General features: G+C 69.0%; 19 protein-coding genes and 1 pseudogene. 10 read left to right on the forward strand and 10 right to left on the reverse strand.

Annotation, left to right across the window (positions count from 1 at the left end):
* Nucleotides 1–131: 131 nt before the first annotated feature.
* The 5 genes from QMK24_RS30360 (at nt 132) to QMK24_RS30380 (ending at nt 2,151) form a co-directional block, all read left to right on the forward strand.
* Nucleotides 132–440, forward strand: a complete 309-nt coding sequence (locus tag QMK24_RS30360) for a hypothetical protein (protein WP_283470030.1) — start codon at nt 132–134, stop codon at nt 438–440.
* Nucleotides 441–598: 158 nt separating this feature from the next.
* Nucleotides 599–934 carry a DUF6011 domain-containing protein gene (locus QMK24_RS30365; RefSeq protein WP_283470031.1) on the forward strand — a complete coding sequence of 112 codons (336 nt, stop codon included), beginning with the start codon at nt 599–601 and terminating at the stop codon, nt 932–934.
* A gap of 37 nt (nt 935–971) precedes the next feature.
* A complete protein-coding gene (locus QMK24_RS30370) occupies nt 972–1,253 on the forward strand; it encodes a hypothetical protein (protein WP_283470032.1) in 282 nt (93 codons plus the stop codon).
* Between the two features lie 140 nt (nt 1,254–1,393).
* Nucleotides 1,394–1,759: a DUF6221 family protein gene (locus tag QMK24_RS30375; protein ID WP_283470033.1), complete on the forward strand. Its 366-nt coding sequence runs from the start codon at nt 1,394–1,396 to the stop codon at nt 1,757–1,759.
* A gap of 89 nt (nt 1,760–1,848) precedes the next feature.
* Entirely contained in the window at nt 1,849–2,151 is a 303-nt protein-coding gene (locus QMK24_RS30380; protein ID WP_283470034.1) for a hypothetical protein, read from the forward strand.
* 276 nt (nt 2,152–2,427) lie between these two features.
* On the opposite strand, the gene QMK24_RS41980 is transcribed toward QMK24_RS30380, so the two are convergent.
* The 3 genes from QMK24_RS41980 to QMK24_RS41985 form a co-directional block, all read right to left on the reverse strand.
* Nucleotides 2,428–2,940, reverse strand: a complete 513-nt coding sequence (locus QMK24_RS41980) for an HNH endonuclease (protein ID WP_502962675.1) — start codon at nt 2,938–2,940, stop codon at nt 2,428–2,430.
* A 151-nt stretch (nt 2,941–3,091) separates the two neighbouring features.
* Nucleotides 3,092–4,210 carry a glycoside hydrolase family protein gene (locus tag QMK24_RS30390; RefSeq protein WP_283470036.1) on the reverse strand — a complete coding sequence of 373 codons (1,119 nt, stop codon included), beginning with the start codon at nt 4,208–4,210 and terminating at the stop codon, nt 3,092–3,094.
* A gap of 37 nt (nt 4,211–4,247) precedes the next feature.
* Entirely contained in the window at nt 4,248–4,469 is a 222-nt protein-coding gene (locus tag QMK24_RS41985) for a phospholipase D-like domain-containing protein (RefSeq protein ID WP_502989167.1), read from the reverse strand.
* A gap of 75 nt (nt 4,470–4,544) precedes the next feature.
* On the opposite strand from QMK24_RS41985, the pseudogene QMK24_RS30400 reads away from it, so the two are divergent.
* A pseudogene (locus QMK24_RS30400) lies at nt 4,545–4,912 on the forward strand (DUF5829 family protein); the annotation flags it as partial.
* Between the two features lie 136 nt (nt 4,913–5,048).
* Here QMK24_RS30400 and QMK24_RS30405 read toward each other — a convergent pair.
* Together QMK24_RS30405 and QMK24_RS30410 are read right to left on the reverse strand one after the other, a co-directional pair.
* The gene (locus QMK24_RS30405; RefSeq protein ID WP_349362005.1) at nt 5,049–5,600 is read right to left on the reverse strand and encodes a transposase; all 552 of its coding nucleotides are present in this window, start codon (nt 5,598–5,600) and stop codon (nt 5,049–5,051) included.
* A complete protein-coding gene (locus QMK24_RS30410; RefSeq protein WP_283470038.1) occupies nt 5,573–6,130 on the reverse strand; it encodes a helix-turn-helix domain-containing protein in 558 nt (185 codons plus the stop codon). The genes QMK24_RS30405 and QMK24_RS30410 overlap by 28 nt, the downstream gene beginning before the upstream one ends.
* Before the next feature lie 162 nt (nt 6,131–6,292).
* On the opposite strand from QMK24_RS30410, the gene QMK24_RS30415 reads away from it, so the two are divergent.
* Nucleotides 6,293–6,739: a hypothetical protein gene (locus QMK24_RS30415; RefSeq protein WP_283470039.1), complete on the forward strand. Its 447-nt coding sequence runs from the start codon at nt 6,293–6,295 to the stop codon at nt 6,737–6,739.
* A 27-nt stretch (nt 6,740–6,766) separates the two neighbouring features.
* On the opposite strand, the gene QMK24_RS30420 is transcribed toward QMK24_RS30415, so the two are convergent.
* Entirely contained in the window at nt 6,767–6,892 is a 126-nt protein-coding gene (locus QMK24_RS30420; RefSeq protein ID WP_283470040.1) for a hypothetical protein, read from the reverse strand.
* Complete coding sequence (locus tag QMK24_RS30425) at nt 6,889–7,464, reverse strand: hypothetical protein (RefSeq protein ID WP_283470041.1); 576 nt, start codon at nt 7,462–7,464, stop codon at nt 6,889–6,891. The genes QMK24_RS30420 and QMK24_RS30425 overlap by 4 nt, the downstream gene beginning before the upstream one ends.
* A gap of 306 nt (nt 7,465–7,770) precedes the next feature.
* Here QMK24_RS30425 and QMK24_RS30430 point away from each other — a divergent pair, with 306 nt between their 5' ends.
* A complete protein-coding gene (locus QMK24_RS30430; RefSeq protein WP_283470042.1) occupies nt 7,771–9,081 on the forward strand; it encodes a serine/threonine-protein kinase in 1,311 nt (436 codons plus the stop codon).
* Nucleotides 9,082–9,179: 98 nt separating this feature from the next.
* On the opposite strand, the gene QMK24_RS30435 is transcribed toward QMK24_RS30430, so the two are convergent.
* Nucleotides 9,180–10,430: a cytochrome P450 family protein gene (locus QMK24_RS30435; protein ID WP_283470043.1), complete on the reverse strand. Its 1,251-nt coding sequence runs from the start codon at nt 10,428–10,430 to the stop codon at nt 9,180–9,182.
* Nucleotides 10,431–10,739: 309 nt separating this feature from the next.
* Nucleotides 10,740–11,771, reverse strand: a complete 1,032-nt coding sequence (locus QMK24_RS30440; protein ID WP_349307938.1) for an NmrA family NAD(P)-binding protein — start codon at nt 11,769–11,771, stop codon at nt 10,740–10,742.
* Here QMK24_RS30440 and QMK24_RS30445 point away from each other — a divergent pair.
* Nucleotides 11,670–12,326 carry a TetR/AcrR family transcriptional regulator gene (locus QMK24_RS30445; RefSeq protein WP_283470051.1) on the forward strand — a complete coding sequence of 219 codons (657 nt, stop codon included), beginning with the start codon at nt 11,670–11,672 and terminating at the stop codon, nt 12,324–12,326. The genes QMK24_RS30440 and QMK24_RS30445 overlap by 102 nt on opposite strands.
* Nucleotides 12,327–12,732: 406 nt before the next feature.
* Here QMK24_RS30445 and QMK24_RS30450 read toward each other — a convergent pair whose 3' ends face one another.
* On the reverse strand, nt 12,733–14,952 hold the full coding sequence (locus QMK24_RS30450; protein WP_283470045.1) for an SEL1-like repeat protein: 2,220 nt from the start codon (nt 14,950–14,952) through the stop codon (nt 12,733–12,735).
* Nucleotides 14,953–15,166: 214 nt separating this feature from the next.
* Here QMK24_RS30450 and QMK24_RS30455 point away from each other — a divergent pair, with 214 nt between their 5' ends.
* Nucleotides 15,167–15,361 carry a hypothetical protein gene (locus QMK24_RS30455; protein ID WP_283470046.1) on the forward strand — a complete coding sequence of 65 codons (195 nt, stop codon included), beginning with the start codon at nt 15,167–15,169 and terminating at the stop codon, nt 15,359–15,361.
* The last annotated feature ends 332 nt before the right edge of the window (nt 15,362–15,693 follow it).

Here is a 15,693-nt window from a genome sequence, read left to right on the forward strand (position 1 = left end):
GAAGATCCGCGCGGGACTCACCAGCGGGCAGCGATTCGCCCGCGACATGCGCGCCTACCTTCACATCGGCGTCACCACCCGCCGCTACCGCAAGGGCATCGACCTGCCACGCAGAGATCCTGCGACTCGGCATGGAGCTCGTCATCAGCGGCCAGGAGTACGGCTACCGCGAACAGCTCATCGACGCAGCCCGCCCCGCGTTCGGCGCCCTCCGCTCCTATGACCAGCACATCGCGACCGGCCGCCTCGGCGGAATCGTTTGCCAGTACGTCAACGCCCTGACCCCCTGGCAGCTCCTCGACCTGCTCGGCGAGATGGCCGACGCGGGGATCGCTCACACGGGCGGCGGAGAGCGCTGGCTCCAGGGGATGGCCAAGACCCTCAAGGTCGCCGCCACCAACCCGATCACCGGGCGACAGACCATCAAGCGGACCGCTTGAGCCACTCTCCCGCCCGGCCGGCCTTCAAGGTCGGTCGGGCGCTGGCATGTGCGGTGTATTACAGAAACCTACGTTGATCTGGCGACAAGGCTTGACGGGAAGACTCGGCGGGTGCATTCTTGTAATACAGAAACCGGCACGGACCAGCGGGGGACACGATGAACACCAAGGCCGCAACCCACACCAACTGCCTCCGCTGCGGCCGCAAGCTCACCGCCACTGCCAGCACCGCCCGAGGCTACGGCCGCACCTGCCAGACCAAGATCCGCGCCGCCGCCAAAGCCCAGATCATCGCCCAGTACAAGCCCCACCAGATCGCCAAAGCCGAAGAACTCATCGAGCAAGGCGCCCTCATCCCCCTCCGCCCCGGCATCTACCTCGCCCCCTCCTCCGACGGCACCCACCGCGCCGCGTGCTCCTGCCCGGCCGGCGTCAAGGGCCGGTACGCCTGCAAGCACTCGATCGCCGCCCACATCCTCAGCCTCGCCGCCTGACCGCCCGCCCGCGCACCACCCGAGCAAGGAGCCCCCCATGACCGTCACCATCCAGGCCCCCGGCCACCACGTCTACAGCACCGCAAACGGCCCGGAGGACACCGGAATCGTCACGGGAACGGAGCGGATCGACGGCGTGCTCTGCGTCCGCGTCCGCTTCGATGACGGGCACGAGGGCTGGTTCCACCCGGATGTCCTCGTCTCCGTCCCCGTCGCCCACGTCCCCGAGTGCGAGCACTGCGGCGCACCGGCTGATGTCTCCGGCTGCCGGATCCCGAAGCATGAATCGGACTGCCCGACCCACGACCCGTACTTCTGAGCGTCGAGCGCACCGCCTGACCCTCCCCGCCTCAGCCCTCGGGCCGTGCCGCCGGACACCCGGCCGCACGGCCCTCCGCTTTACTCTGAACCACAGCCACGCGAGGAACCGGAGCCAACCCGATGACCACCGCAGACACCATGCTCACCTACCTCCGCGCAGCCATGGACGCAGCGCAGCACGACGCCGAAGCAGCGAGCGGCAACGAATGGCTGTCCGCCCCCGACGGATCGGGCAGCGCATGGGTGATGAACGAGGACATGCACCTCCTCGAAACCGAGGAACCCACCGCCGAACACATCGCCCGCCACGATCCCGCCGCAGTCCTCCGCCGGATTGCCTCAGACCGGAAGCTGCTCGATGAGCACGCACAGTACTCGTTGCCCGACGGCTCCGAGATCGACGAGTGCCGGGTCTGCGGCGGGTCGAACGAAGCGTGGCCGTGCCCAACCCTTCGCCTCATCGCCGAGGGTTACGGCTGGCGAGCGGACGAGCCGCAGGGCTGACGCCCGCCCCGCGTCACAACCCGATCACGACCCCCACACCCCACCTCCGCAAGCGGGACACTCCCCCCACCAGATCAAGGGGGGAAACCATGCACACCCGCCACACCGCCGCCGCGCTCATACTCGCCGCCACCCTGCTCCTCGCCGGCTGCTCCAACGACCCAAAACCCGACCCGGCCGGCACCACAACACCGCCAGCTGCAGCCACAACCGCCGCTCCACCCGCAGGCTCAGCCGCAGCGGCCTGCCGCGCCGCGATCAAAGCCCAGTACGAACCCGGCACCGTCAACCTGACGGGCGCCCCCACCCGACCCCCTGCCTGCCAGGGCCTCACTTCAGATCAGGTCACGGAGATCGCGCAGGCCGTCATCGAGGAACAACTCGCCGGCTAACCCGCGCCGTGCACGACGACCGCTCGCCGCCTGTTCCGGCGCGTGACAGGCAGCCCCAGCAGGTGCGTGGGGCCGCGCCCGGCATTCGGGCCCGACCCCACTCCGCGCCGACAAGGCGTGCGCGTCCGCCGACAACCACCATGGCAGGCGGGTACGACAAAGCCGCCCCCGCCCGGCCCGAAGGCCAGACGGGGGCGAACTTACGCGGGCTCCGAGAGACCTTGGCCGTCAAGCGGCGTCGGCGTGCGCGTCTTGCCGTAGGGACAGTGTGGCAGGTCAGGCGGGTTCGCGTTCCGTAGGGAAGTTGCTCCAGTGCCTCCCGTTCGCGAGCCGGACGATCGTCGTGTGATGCACGCCGAACCTGCGGGCTATTGTTCGGGACGACTGGCCGGCGCAGTGGAGCCGTCGCGCCTCGTGAATCTCCTCATCGCTGAGGCGTCGTACACGCTCGCCGAGGGCAGATGGATCCCCGAACCGTTGCCGACCCTTGGCGATCATGTCGGCCGAGTTGTCGGCATGCGTCCCCAGGAAGAGATGCCCGGGATTGCAGCACGGCGGGTTGTCGCAGCGATGGCAGACGATCAGATCACCGGGTATCGGGCCGTGCGTGAGGACCCAGGCGAATCGTGATGCCTTCTGCGGAGAGGCGCCCGACAGCACCTTGAACTGGCCGTATCCATGGGAGTTGCGGCTCCGGTTCCATGTCCAGCAGTCTTCGGGGGCACCCCTGTTGACCTTCGTCCAGAAGCGTTCAGCAACGGACCTGCGGCGGCGAGCAGATGACGGCATTCGGCTTACTCGTCTCTAATGAGAGGCGGCAGAATTCGTCAGCCCTGAGATCCTTAGCGCACCAAGGCCGCACCCCGATTATACGGTCAGCGGACACAGCGAACCGCCCCGCCACCTGCACGAGGCAGGCAGCGGGAGCGAGGTCGGACGGTCAGCAGGCGAGGGTGAGCGGCGGCCGCCACACCTGCCCGTCACCCGCGGTCCCGGACGGGGTGCCCATGGTCAGCGGCACGAACAACAGGCCCGCCGCGGTCTGGTTGCGGGTCCCGGTCCACAGGTCGATGCCCTGGTATGCCTGCCCGTCGATCACGGACACCGTGCGGGGTTGGCCGCCGCAAGACCCGGCGGAGATGTCGCGGCGGGCGGCAACCGGCAGGCCAGCGGCGGCCAGGTTCGTTGGGGCCGTCCAGGGGCCGAGCAGGTTCGGCGAGGTGGCGTATCCGGTCGCAACCCCGGCGCAGTAGCCGCACATCGGGTCAGAGTATGTACTCACCCACAGCCCCGTAGCCGGATCCTGGAATGCCCCCGGCCCCTCTATCCCGTTCGGCTGGCCGAGGTTCGCGAGGTTCGTCTGACCAGCGCCAGTCCCGTTCGACCACCACTTGTCGAGCAACTCGATGTTCAGACCGGAGGCACCGGGCAGTGAGCACTCGATGGCCTCACCAGCAGCGGGACTCCCGATGATAGCGAAGTCCCCGTTACCAATACACCTGGTCAGTGATGGTTTGTGCGTCGACCCGTAGGGCGGGCCCGCCTGCGTGCCGCACGGACCGGTCGAGCTGTTGCAGCCCATCACGTAGTAGGCGTTGGAGTGGTCGATGTTGTAGTCGGCGGGGGCGTTGAAGGCGAGCAGCCACACCCCGTCGGGGCGCTGCACGAGGCGTGCGTTGAAGCAGCCGGCGCCGTAATGGCCACAGAGTTGCTGCCACGTCCAGGCGTTGCGGGTCCACCCGGACTGCGCGTTGATCGTCGACTTCGGGTCGAAGAGGAGCTTGGGCGTCGACCACGGTCCGGCCAGCGACGGAGCGGTGGACACGCCGAACCCGCAGAACGGGGTGCCGTCCGTCTGCCACGTGAAGCCGCAGCCGTACATCGTGCCCGTCAGGACGAACGTCGCGCCGTCCTTCGTCAGCATGCCGTCGTGTAGATCGACTCCGGTGACCTGGAACGCCACCGGCGCCACAACGGCCTGCGACGCGGGCGCTCCACCACCGAGCAGCATCGCGGCGGAGAGGACCAGGGCGGCGAGCAGGGCGCGTATGCGGGTCACGGCGCCTCCAAATCAGGGGTCGTGAAGGGTTGGCGGGTTACGCAGTCTCGATGATCGGGGCGGAGAGCGGGGCCTTCTTCGCCGCGGCGGCCAGCATGTGGTGATGAATGGCGTCGACGCGGGTGCGTGCCTCGGCCGCCACCATGGGGTCCCGGATCACGACGAGCGCGTTGTCCTGCAACCCCTCACCGGAGGCTGACCAGTTGGTGCTGCCGGTGATGACGTCGAGTCCGTCGACCACGACCTCTTTGAGGTGCATTATTTGTCCGCGCTCCGAGCGGCCGACCGCGATCGACGAAGCCGGGTACGCCTCGTGCGCCAGGATCTCCCGCGCCCCGGTGACGTCGGGCGAGAGCGTTATCTGTCCGACGACTACCGCAGCCACCTGATGCGTGACGTGACCTCCATCCGTCTCGCGGTCACCCCCCGCGCCCGGGCCCCCACCGCGCCGTTGCTGCACGCCGGCGGGTTCGACGTTCGGCCCACGGCCCACGGCGGGCGGCGGGCGGCGGCATCGTTGCGCAGGGAGGCGGCACCACGATCCGACTCGACGCCGTTGCACGCGACAAGGTGGGCCTGCGGCAGGTCCAGATGTCGCTCAACCGGCCCGTCAAGTACCGGCAGGAGGAACGAATCGGCCGGTCGACTCTCATCGTCGGCCCGGGCACCCGCGCTGTATGGACTTTCGACGACACAAAATGACGTACTCCCCGTCCAAAGGACGGGGATTCCTGCCACGTCGCCTGACCATCTCGGTGGCTTCCTGCTTCAATGCGCCGTGCCGGAACTCTCGCCCTGGTCCTACCTGCGCTCCGTGAGGCGTTTAGTGCTGAATTCCTCAAATGCAGTAGACGTAACGTCTGCGGAGGTGTCGGGTGGGTGGTGTGGGTCGGCCCCAGATCCAGGGTCTGGCGCGGGCGTTGAGTTGGATTGTCGCGAGTTCGGTGGCGTGCGTGATTTCGTTGGGTCCGGCGAAACTTTGGCCGGCGAGTGCGGCTTTGCGGAAGATGCGCCACCAGCCTTCTTGGAGGTTGAGCCAGCAAGCGCTAACGGGTATGAAGACGTGGTGGATACGGGGGTGGTCCTCGAGCCAGGTTCGGGTCGAGAGGCTGTTGTGCGAGGACAGGTTGTCGGTCACCACATAGATGTCGCCTGCAGGGTTGGCTTCCTCGAGGCGTTGGAGGAACTGCTGGTAGAAGGCACTATTGCGAGACGGAGCGGTCATGGTGACCTGCTGCCCGTCCCGGACACGAGGGCCGCCGTAGACCCAGGTTTTCTCCGGGCCGCGGCCGTAGTCGAGTTCTGCTTTGATGCGATGTCCGTCCGGCGACCAGCCCGGCGCCGGCGGGAAGGTGCGCGGGATTACCGGTCCGAGCTCGTCGACGCAGATGACCGTCGCGTCGGCGGGCGGGCAGGTGTAGAGGCCGACGACCCGCGTCCTTTTCCCTCAAAATCCCGGTCCTTCGAACGGATCCAGGAACGGGTGCGGCGCCATCGGACGCCTTCGGCCACCAGGATTCTGCGGACTTGGGACCGGCCCACTTCGATGCCGCCGCGGCGGGCCGCCTCAGCCAGGGCGTCGAGTGTCCACTGCGGTGCCCCTGACTCGTCCTGCGCCGCCAGTTCGCCGTCCTCGTGCCTGGTCAGACGCCCCGGTGGCGCCTGTCTGACAAGCGCGATGATTCGGGACCTCTCGACCTCGGTAATCCGGCGCGGCCGGCCCGCGACCGGCCGGTCCTCCAGCCCCTCCACCCCCAGCTCAGTGAAACGGTGCAGCCACCACCGCACCGTTTTCGCATGACACCCCAGCTCCGCGGCGATCGCCGCCACCCGCAGACCGTCCCAGCTCAGAACAATGATCTGTGCTCTGAGTACCAGGTCAGCCGGTGCCTTCCGCGCTCTCGTCAGCCGGTCGATCATCAGCGCCTCATCCGGACCCGAAGCAGGCCGAGCCCGCAGTAACCCCGGCATAATCCACCCCCAGCGCACTCCCCAACAAACCCTTTATACCCATAAGTTGAGGAATTCAGCATTAGCCCGTCCGGCGGCCAGGAGGTTGCGTGCGGCGGTGACGTCGCGGTGGTGGACGGTCCCGCACTGGCCAGGCGCGGCGCCCAGCCGATGCCCGTGCTCGTCGTGGCACATCTCGCCGGCGCGGCCGCCCTGGCCTGGATCGTCAGGTCCTACCTGATGTGGGGCACGGAAGGACACCGACTTCTGGCGGCGTATCCGGCGCCGTATGTCGCGGCGTACACCGTCATGTTCGTGCGCCAGCGGAACGCGGGCCGGGTTGGAAACAACTGGGCGCGCGAGGAATGGCGCATGCATCTGGTCGGCTTGTGCCTGGCCCCCGCGCTCTCCGTCACCGCGGCGCTGCCCCTTGAGCGGTACCTGGGGCTGAATTCACCCCGCGGGACCAACTCCCCACTCCCGCTCCGCAGAGTGGACCATTGGCATACCACCAGTTTGGTCTTGGCCTTCAGCACTTTGGGGGCCTCCCGTCCGTCGCCGCGGATGCCGGCCCGGTGAGGCACAGCGCGCGGAGGAGCGGTGGCGTCAGAAGCGAATGTCCGGGGCCTGGAGGACGATGCGCAGGAGCTCGTCGGCGCGATCGGCGTCGATCTCGTTGCGGAGCCAGACATTCTGCTTGGCGTCGGCGGCCGGATCCTCGCTGACGGTCACCCAGAGCAGCAGACCCACAGCACCGCGGGGGCGTGGCCGGCCAGTTGGACGCCGAGGCCGACCGGTACGGCGACGCCGATCCGCGGCGGCGGGGTGCCGTCGAAGTCGGGGGAAGCGAAGTCCGAGGGATCGTGCCCAGCGAGGACCAGTGGCCTGTCGGTGACCTGCAGCCAGTGCACCTGTATGCCCTCTGCGATCCGGTCGAGTGTGATCGACAGCCAGCCCCGCACCGTCGCCTCCGGGTCGGGGAACCAGCTCAGCGGGCCGTCGGGGTCCGTGGCTCGGCGCAGGTTGTCCTGAGGGGGCCCGAAGTTCTCGTTCTCAACGGGGCCCTCGAGCTCGTTGCCGTCCCGGTCCACCCGCCACCAGCGGCGGATCGACTCCGGCGGCGCCCAGGTTTCCGAGGAGGACTCCCCGGCGACCTCGTAGATCCAGCGACTCCCGTCGTCGTCGCCCGGCAGTGGCAGGTCCTGCGGCCCGACCGGTCGCAGCGTCCCCGGGGGCCGTGCGTCCTGCGGCGTGTCCAGCGGCCGTGCGTCCGCAGGCCGTCGCTTACGCCCGAAGATTCCCATTCCCGTCCTCCCCCTCGACCGGTGCGATTGTGCGACATCCTTACCCGGGCGGGGAGCGGGCAGGCGGGAACCCAAGGGTTTCCTTGACGTCCCCCCCGCCCTCATGGGCGGGATTTCCCCCTTGTTCTTGTTGGGGGTTCTGCGTCACCAGTAGATCCAACCTCGACGGCCAGCTCGTAAGTGATCAGACGATGGCGGAACCGTCCACCTGGGATCAGACTGATGTCGCACATACCCGCCGTCCGCATGTGTCCCCCGGGTGCGGGTAGGCGACGGGTCACCGCAGGACGCAGTCAGGGAGATCGCATGACGGCCTACCCCAGCCGAACTCAGCACCCCGGCCCCCGTGCAGGCGAGATCGTCGGCGGCCGCTACCGCCTGGACGAACTGTTGGGTGCAGGCGGCACCGCGGATGTCTTCCAAGGAACCGACCTGCAGCTGCCACGCGAGGTCGCGATCAAGGTATTCAGACCCGGCGCCACCGCGGTGACCGCGGACGGATTCTGCAAGGAAGCGGTGCTCCTGGGCCGGCTCACCCACCCTGCTCTCGTCCCGGTCTACGACATGGGACGGCATGAAGGCGGCGCCTACGTGGTGATGCATCTGATCAAGGGCGCCACCTTACGCGAGCGCTTAACCGACGGCCCTCTCAGTGGGGAGCAGGTGGCACGCCTCGGCGTCCAGCTGGCTTCCGCGCTGGCCCATGTGCACGCGGCGGGCATCATCCACCGCGACGTGAAACCCTCCAATATCCTGCTCGGTCCCGATGACGCCCCCTATCTGGCGGACTTCGGGCTCTCCCGTCTCATCGATGAACCCAGTCGCGCCGAGCCGGGAACGGTTGTAGGCACCGCCCCCTACCTGTCCCCCGAACAGGTTCTCGGTAAAGGCTCCGGACCCGCCAGTGACATCTACGGCCTGGGTCTGGTCCTGCTCGAAGCCCTCAAAGGCGAGAGGGAGTATCAGGGAGCGCCCCCGGAAGTCGGCACCGCCCGTCTGATCCGCCCCCCGGAAATCTCCCGGTGCGTGCCCGAACCGCTGGCGTCCGTCATCGAAGCGATGACCCATACCGAACCCAGCGCGCGGCCCGAGGCCACTCAATGCGTCCAACTGCTCCAGGACGCATACGCCCCATGCATCCTGAGCGCGGCGGGCGAAGCGGTCGCGCTGGCTGCGAGAGACACTGCATTCCATCGCGCACACACCGGCTCTGACCATCCCGCCACTCCTCCACGCCGGGGAGGTCTTTCGCCCCGGCGACGGCGCGTTCTGGTCGCGGCGTTGGCCGCCGGAGCCCTCTTAGGTGCTGCCGGAGCGACCCTGTCGACCTTTGGCGATCAGCCCGCCACCCCCGATGCGGCCGTCGATCACCCCACACCCAGCAGCAGTGCTCCCGCCCTGCCGTCTCCGTCGCGCGCCGCCACGCCCGTTCCGCCTTCCGCCGCCGCGTCCGCCACTGCGCTCGCGCTCGCGCACGCGTCGCGCCAGTCATCGGCTTCGCCGTCCCAGGGGCCGATAGACACCTCGGGTGAATCGGGTGAAGCCGATAACGGTCCCGGCAAAGGGAAGAGCCAGGACAAATCCCACGGCAAGAAGACCGGCCAACCCGCCGAGTAGCAGGCACCGCGGCCAGGCCCAGCTTCCACGGCCGGTGATGCGCCCTCCTCCTGGGTGGAGTAGGTGCCGGCGCCGGGATCTGCGGCTGCGGGCGCAGGTCAGTAGCGCACCGGGAGGGTGAGCAGTCCCCGGGCGCGCATCGAGGGCCGCCAACGCAGGGCTTCGGGAGGGACGTCGAGGGTGAGGTGGGGGAAGCGGTCGAGGAGCGCGGCGAGGGCGATCTCGGTCTCCAGACGGGCCAGGGGTGCTCCGAGGCAGTAGTGGATGCCGTGCCCGAGAGCGAGGTGGCCGGTGGCGTCGCGGGTGATGTTGAGGTGATCGGGGTCGGCGAATTGGTGGGGGTCGCGGTTGGCTGCGGCCAGGGACAACAGGACCGTCTCGCCGGCCGGGATCGTGACGCCGCCGATGGTGACGTCCTGCAGGGGAAACCGGCGGATCGCCAGCGCTGCGGGCCCGTCGTGCCGGGCCAGTTCCGAGACCGCGCTGCTCAGCCGACTTCGGTCCGCGCGCAGCGCTTCGAGTTGGTCGGGCGCGGTGAGCAGGGCCAGGGTGGCATTGCCGATGAGGTGGATGGTGTTTTCGTATCCGGCGAACAGGATGAGGAAGGCCAGCGACATCAACTCGTCCTCGCTGAGCCGGTCCTTACCGACACCCTCACCATCACCCTCGCCGCCACCCACCTTGGAGTGGTTCTCGTCGCGTGCGGCAATCATCGCGGAGAGCAGATCGTCGGCCGGATAGTTGCGCTTGTCGGCGATCAAGTGGGTGAAGTACCCCAGCATGATCCCGACCGCTTCCCTGGCGCGGGAGGGCTGGGCGGGGTCCGGGGTGATCAGGGAGTCGGTCCAGGACCGGAAGTCCCTGCGGTCGGCGGGGGCCACGCCGAGCAGGTCGCAGATGACGGTAACCGGCAGCGGGGCTGCGTACGACGCGATCAGATCTGCACGACCGAGCGGGGCGATGGCGTCCAGGAGGCCGTCGGCGATCCGCCGGATCGGGGCGCGCAACTCCTCGATCCGGCGGGGCGTAAACGCCTGGGAGACCAGCCGGCGGATACGGGTATGGTCCGGCGGGTCCATGTTCAGCAGGTTCGCGTCCAACGCGGGCGGCAGAGCGAGTCCTTGGTAGCCGCCGGGCCGCGCGTTGCGCTTGTCCAGAGCGAGCCGCGGATCCGCCAGGGCCCGGCGCACATCGGCGTAGCGGGTGACCAGCCAGGCCGGCAGTCCATCCGTTCCGGTGATCCGGTGAACGGGCCCGGCCTCGCGCAGCCGCGCGTACACGGTGTGCGGATCGTCGATCAGCTCGGCGGGGTCAAAGGGCTGTGAGTGGCCGGACGTTGTGGTGGGCATGACCCCACCATAAATACACCCACCTCACCAACTCACCACCGACCACCGACGCCCACACGAGAGCGCAAGCCATTGAGGGGCGCGCGGGTGCCCGGCCTCCTTCAAGCGAATGTGCTGGGCACTCACCATGTTCTGGATACGCGGACACGTTCGCCCTCTCCGTGACCTGCCTGCGCACCGTACGGCGGCGTTGGCGTCGATACGCACGCAGGTTCCGGCCGGGCGGGAAGGCGGCGACCCGAGCGTCCTGCTCGGCGGCGGCCCGGTGGTCGCTCAGCGTCCCGTAGACCTTCCTCGCTGCAGTGGGACTCAGGCCAGGACGGCCGGTCTGAGCACTTCTTCACACCACTGGCGAAAGCTGGTGGGGGTGGTGGATTGCGGGGTGTCCGACTCGGCGTCGTAGACACCCTTGTTCTGGGCCTCGGCCATGTCGGCCAGGCCCTGCGCCCACGCCTCGGACATTCCGTACTGCATCATCGCCGTCTTGTAGTCCGGGCCGGGGACCTGCTGGAACCGGACCGGCCGCTCCAGCACTTCGGACATGACCTTCGCCATGTCGTTGGGGGACAGATCATCGGGGCCGACCACCGGGACGCCGCTCTGCCCGCTCCAGGAGTCGTCGAGCAGCAGCTCGGCAGCGACCGTGGCGATGTCGCGAGTGGCGACGGTCGAGAGATTGCGATCTGCGGAGTTCGCCAGGAGGATCATCCCCTTGCTCTTGATCGCCTCTACCTGGTTGAGCATGTTCTCCATGAAGAACGGCATACGCAGCGCCCGGTGGCTCACACCAGTGCTCTCGATCAGATCGTCCATCACGTACGCGGGCGACAGCAGCCCGGCGTTCTTGCCGAACTCGCGACCCAGGCTCGAGACGCCGATCACGCGCTTGACCCCTTGGCTCCTGATCGCCTCGCATGCCGGTCGGCCGAAGTCCAGGTAGTAGTCCTCGGCGTTCTGGGCGTGAGGGTTCGGAGGCACCAACCAGAGCACGCTGGCAGCACCTGTGAACGCCTCGGTGACGACACTGATGTCGTTGTGCGCCCCCTGCACGACCTCGATGCGCTCGCGCACACGCATGGAGAGACGAGAGGGATCACGCGCAATCACGCCGATCGTCTCCGCGCTGTCGAGGATGTCGTCGAGGACCTGGTGGCCGATCACTCCGCCACCGCGGACAGCAACCATGACCGCATCATCGCCGCCGCAACCCGGCTCCTCGCCGGAGGCGGCCGCGAGGCTGTGACGATCAGGTCTGTGAGCAACGCGGCCGGCGTCCAGGCCCCCACCATCTACCGGCTCTTCGGTGACCAGCAGCGCCTGCTCGACGCGGTGGCGGCCCACGGCTTCACGACGTACCTGAGCGGCAAGACCAACGTGAAACCCAGCGCCGACCCGATTGAGGACCTGCGCTCCGACTGGGACCTGCACGTCAACTTCGGCCTGGCCAACCCGGGCCTGTATTCGCTCATGTACGGGCGACCCCCGACCCGGCGCCTCCCCACCCGCGGCCGTCGCCGCCATCGCGATCCTCGCCGAGCACATCCACCGGATTGCCGAGACGGGCCGCCTGCGGGTCGGCGAGGAGCGCGCAGCACACCTGGTCCACGCCGTCGCTGGACCCGGCATTGCCCGGGCCAGATGCTGCTTCGGGTGAACGTGACGTCGATGGCGCGAGCGTCCGCTCCTGGGGAGACTGCTGCAACGCACATCTTGAACTCGCCGGGTTCGCCCACCCGGTGTACGAAGCGGGACAGTTGCTCGACGTCACCCGCGGCTATGCGGCCGCCCGGCAGGAGTAGCGAGCCGTCGAAGACCGCGGCGAACGCGGGGACTGATCCTTCGGGATCCGCAGACCCAGGCTGCACGAAGAAACGTACCTTGATGAGTCCCGACTGAGGCCGGACGGCGTTTCGCCCCGTGTATGTCTCGGCTTCGACGGGGTGTCCTGCCCTCGAACCAGCCGCGCCGCTAGTGGTCGCCAAGGCGCGCGGCCCGGACTGCGGCGGGCCGCCCGCGGGCGGCCCGGAGATGCTCGCCCAAGTCCGCGCACTGGCTCGGGCGAAGCCCTCCGTGGTCGCCTTACGTAGCATCAAGGCCCGTCGGGCGGGAAGACGACTGCGGAGAGGGCGCTCTCGCGGACTCTGTGCCCCCACAACGCACAGCCCGCCACCGCCGGCCCCCGGTGAGACACGTGGTGTTCTCTCCACTTGCCTCAAAAGCATCCGCGGGTGGTGAGGCACGTTGACCTTGGTGCCGGCGCATCAGGCTGGTGGGATTCAGCCCAACTGCGGCGGAGAACACGCTACTCGAACCCCGCGCGGTCGGCGTCCGGGCCGTCACCTGCTCGCTCCCACAGCTTGGCCAGTTCACGGAAGGCGTTCGAATCTCCAGCATCGGTGGCCAACTGGGCCAGGCGCTTGGCGCTGTGCCGGTCTCCGGCTCGCTCCCGCAGCCAGGCAAGCGCGGTGTAGCAGCGCGGGTATCCCGCGTCGGCGGCCAGCCGGGCCACCTCCTCTGCGCCTTGGCGATCTCCTGCCAGCTCCCTCAGCCTGACCAGGGAGTTGTAGGCGCGTAGTTGTCCGGCGTCAGCAGCCAGCCTGAAAAGACGCTCGGCGCCCTGGCGGTCCCCGGCTCGCTCCCGCGCCAGCCCCAGCCTGCGAAGGGCGTCCTTGTCTCCCGCGCTGACGGCCAGCCGCGCCAGGCGCTCGGCACCGTCCCGGTCCCCGGCCCGTTCCCGCATCTCGGTCAGATTCCGCAGGGCGTCCGGGTTTCCGGCATTGGCGGCGAGCCGGGCCAGTCGCTCGCCACCTTGCCGGTCCCCCGTCCGCTCCCGCATCCAGGCCAGCGCGGCGTAGCAGCGCGGGTTTCCCGTGTCGGCGGCCAGCTGGGCCAAGCGCTCGGCGCCCTGCTGGTCTCCGGCCCGTTCCCGCATCTCGGCCAGCGCGTCGTAGGCGCCCGAGTGGCCCGCGTCGGTGGCCAGCCGCGCCAGGCGCTCGGCATCGTGGTGGAAGCCGAGCGCTTCGGCCTCTTGACTCAGCCGGGCAAGATGACCCGCGTCCGTGGCGTGGTCGGCTGCGGCGGTCCAGAACGTTGGTGGAGGGGCGGCGTGTTCCCGGATGGCACGGCCGTGGGCGTCGAGGTAATCGGCCAGGCGCGAGACACCCGGCTGCGCACCCATACCGCCGGGTCGGGGGACAGGTTCCAAGGCCGCGGCAACGCGCTGGACCTGGGCCCGGGCGTCGGCGAGGGCGGAGGTGAACCAGTGGGGGCCGGCTGCGGTGCGCTGCTCGTCGGTGAGATAGCCGGGGGCCGCGTCGCGCAGGAAACCGTCGGGCACAGGTGCGTCCCAACCGAGCCGGCAGGCGTCCATAGCGGCGGTGACCAAGGCACGTGTATAGCAGGCCGGGGGCTCGTAGGCGGATTCGTAGCGGTCCACCAGGTGCAGCCCGGCGGCAAGGGTCTGGGCGATCCTTCCATCCCGGGACGAGCGCCTGGCGGCCGCCAGCGCGGGGTCGCCACCGCGGGTGTCCAGCTCCCGCAGGTCGTCCACCCCGAAGACGGGCGGGACGCGCACGACGGCGGTGGCATCCGTCAGGAGCGCACGGGCATGGTGGTGCGGGTCCGCACTGTTGTCCGCGCCCTCACACGGTGGCGCGGTCAATTCGGTGAAGGCGGCATCCCACAAGGTGGCCACGACGAGCGCCGGGCCGGGCTGGGCCAGACGTGACAGCAGCCCGGCGGCGAAGGCTTCGCCCGCGTGCCCGGCCAGGAGTTGGTGGGCGTCGTCGAGCCACAGCACCGTGCGCGCGATGAGCGCGCGAGCGGCGAGTACCTCCAGCGCACTTGTTGCGGTACGGGGGAAGACCAGGTCCCAGTCGGCCAGGCCGCCGATTCGACGGACGGCTTCGTAAGCGGCGCGGGTCTTGCCCGTGCACGATCCTCCGCGCACCACTACCAAGGCCGCCTCCCCGCCCGCGATGGCGGTCTGCAGCACCTGGCGCAGTTGCTGGTCGTGGGGGCGCTCAATGTAGGAGGGAAGAACGAACCCGGGGGCATCCGAGGTGGTGCCGGAGATGGACGGATGGACACGCAACTGGGACGCCGTCCAGCGGTCCAGACGCTGGGGCGGGTCGGACAGAGCACCCAGGCGGGCCCGGATCTCGGCATGCGCCAGGGCAGCGGATGCCTGATGGCCCTGCCGCGCTTGCTCAGCCTCCCGCACGCGAGCACGGTTGACAGCACCGTGCCGCTCCCGCCACCGTCCGGGGTCCAGCAGCACCGCCTCACGGCCGGCGATGCCGCCGCGAGCGGCTGCCTGCCCGATGTCGGCGATCACCTTGACCAAGACGTCCACGTCCGCCGGGAACGCCTTGCCGCTCAGCCAGTTGTCGATGGTGTTGTGCGAGCGCTGTGCGCGCCCGGCAAGGTCACGCAGGGAGGGACGCACCCCCACGGGCAACCGTCGGCGCAGCAATTCCACCCGTTGGAGATCGTCGAAGAACCGCTCCTCCAACGCAGCCACGCTCTCGTCCTCCGCCATGGCGTTACCGGCCCGTCCCCTCGCCAGCCGTCCAACACGTCCACCCCGAACGCATCACGAAGCTTCCAGCCTAGGCCCGCCACCAGCCGCCCGGTACGCCGCCCGTCCAACCCTGCGCGGGGAGGTCGATGGACAAAGCGCTGGACAGGTGCCATGGGGCCGTCCCTCCCCCACCGCACCTCCACCGGAGCCAGCGATGACCACTTCCCGCCTCCTGCTCGACCTGCTGGCCATGCAGGCATTCACTCTGCTACTGACCGGCACGATCACCGCGGTAACGGTCATCGTGACCGCCCATCAGGCCCTGCGGGACACCCAGCCCCAGCAGCGCGCCGCCATTCTCCGCTCCATCGCCGAGATCACTCGCGCACTGCACAGGCGAGGGAAGTGAGGAATACCCACCCACGCGGACGGTGTCCAACACACGATGGGAGATCGGGTGCGGGGTGCGCTTCGGCCCACTCCGGTAAGGAGAACGCGGCCGACACGGCATTGCCTACGCCTACGCCTACGAGTCAACGGCTGGTGCCACCATCCGGTCGGCCCGGCGACCGGCGGAACGGGGGATGTGGCACAGCCATCATGACAGCTCAGGGCAATGCCGGTGAGTTAGTGCAACGCTGCTGGTCAGACGCCTGAGCGCATGGGTTTCGATGGTTTCTTCCATGGTGACGTTGGGTAGCCCGTTGCGGTCTGGTGAGGGTTTGGACGACGGGCGGACAC

This window comes from Streptomyces sp. PH10-H1 (genome assembly GCF_030063355.1).
In the GTDB taxonomy this organism is placed as follows: domain Bacteria; phylum Actinomycetota; class Actinomycetes; order Streptomycetales; family Streptomycetaceae; genus Actinacidiphila.

Coding starts and splice junctions, on each gene's coding strand:
- QMK24_RS30360 (WP_283470030.1), top strand. CDS start 132: ATGGAGCTCGTCATCAGCGGCCAGGAGTACGGCTACCGCGAACAGCTC.
- QMK24_RS30365 (WP_283470031.1), top strand. CDS start 599: ATGAACACCAAGGCCGCAACCCACACCAACTGCCTCCGCTGCGGCCGC.
- QMK24_RS30370 (WP_283470032.1), top strand. CDS start 972: ATGACCGTCACCATCCAGGCCCCCGGCCACCACGTCTACAGCACCGCA.
- QMK24_RS30375 (WP_283470033.1), top strand. CDS start 1,394: ATGCTCACCTACCTCCGCGCAGCCATGGACGCAGCGCAGCACGACGCC.
- QMK24_RS30380 (WP_283470034.1), top strand. CDS start 1,849: ATGCACACCCGCCACACCGCCGCCGCGCTCATACTCGCCGCCACCCTG.
- QMK24_RS41980 (WP_502962675.1), bottom strand. CDS start 2,940: ATGCCGTCATCTGCTCGCCGCCGCAGGTCCGTTGCTGAACGCTTCTGG.
- QMK24_RS41985 (WP_502989167.1), bottom strand. CDS start 4,469: ATGCACCTCAAAGAGGTCGTGGTCGACGGACTCGACGTCATCACCGGC.
- QMK24_RS30410 (WP_283470038.1), bottom strand. CDS start 6,130: ATGATCGACCGGCTGACGAGAGCGCGGAAGGCACCGGCTGACCTGGTA.
- QMK24_RS30425 (WP_283470041.1), bottom strand. CDS start 7,464: ATGGGAATCTTCGGGCGTAAGCGACGGCCTGCGGACGCACGGCCGCTG.
- QMK24_RS30430 (WP_283470042.1), top strand. CDS start 7,771: ATGACGGCCTACCCCAGCCGAACTCAGCACCCCGGCCCCCGTGCAGGC.
- QMK24_RS30435 (WP_283470043.1), bottom strand. CDS start 10,430: ATGCCCACCACAACGTCCGGCCACTCACAGCCCTTTGACCCCGCCGAG.
- QMK24_RS30455 (WP_283470046.1), top strand. CDS start 15,167: ATGACCACTTCCCGCCTCCTGCTCGACCTGCTGGCCATGCAGGCATTC.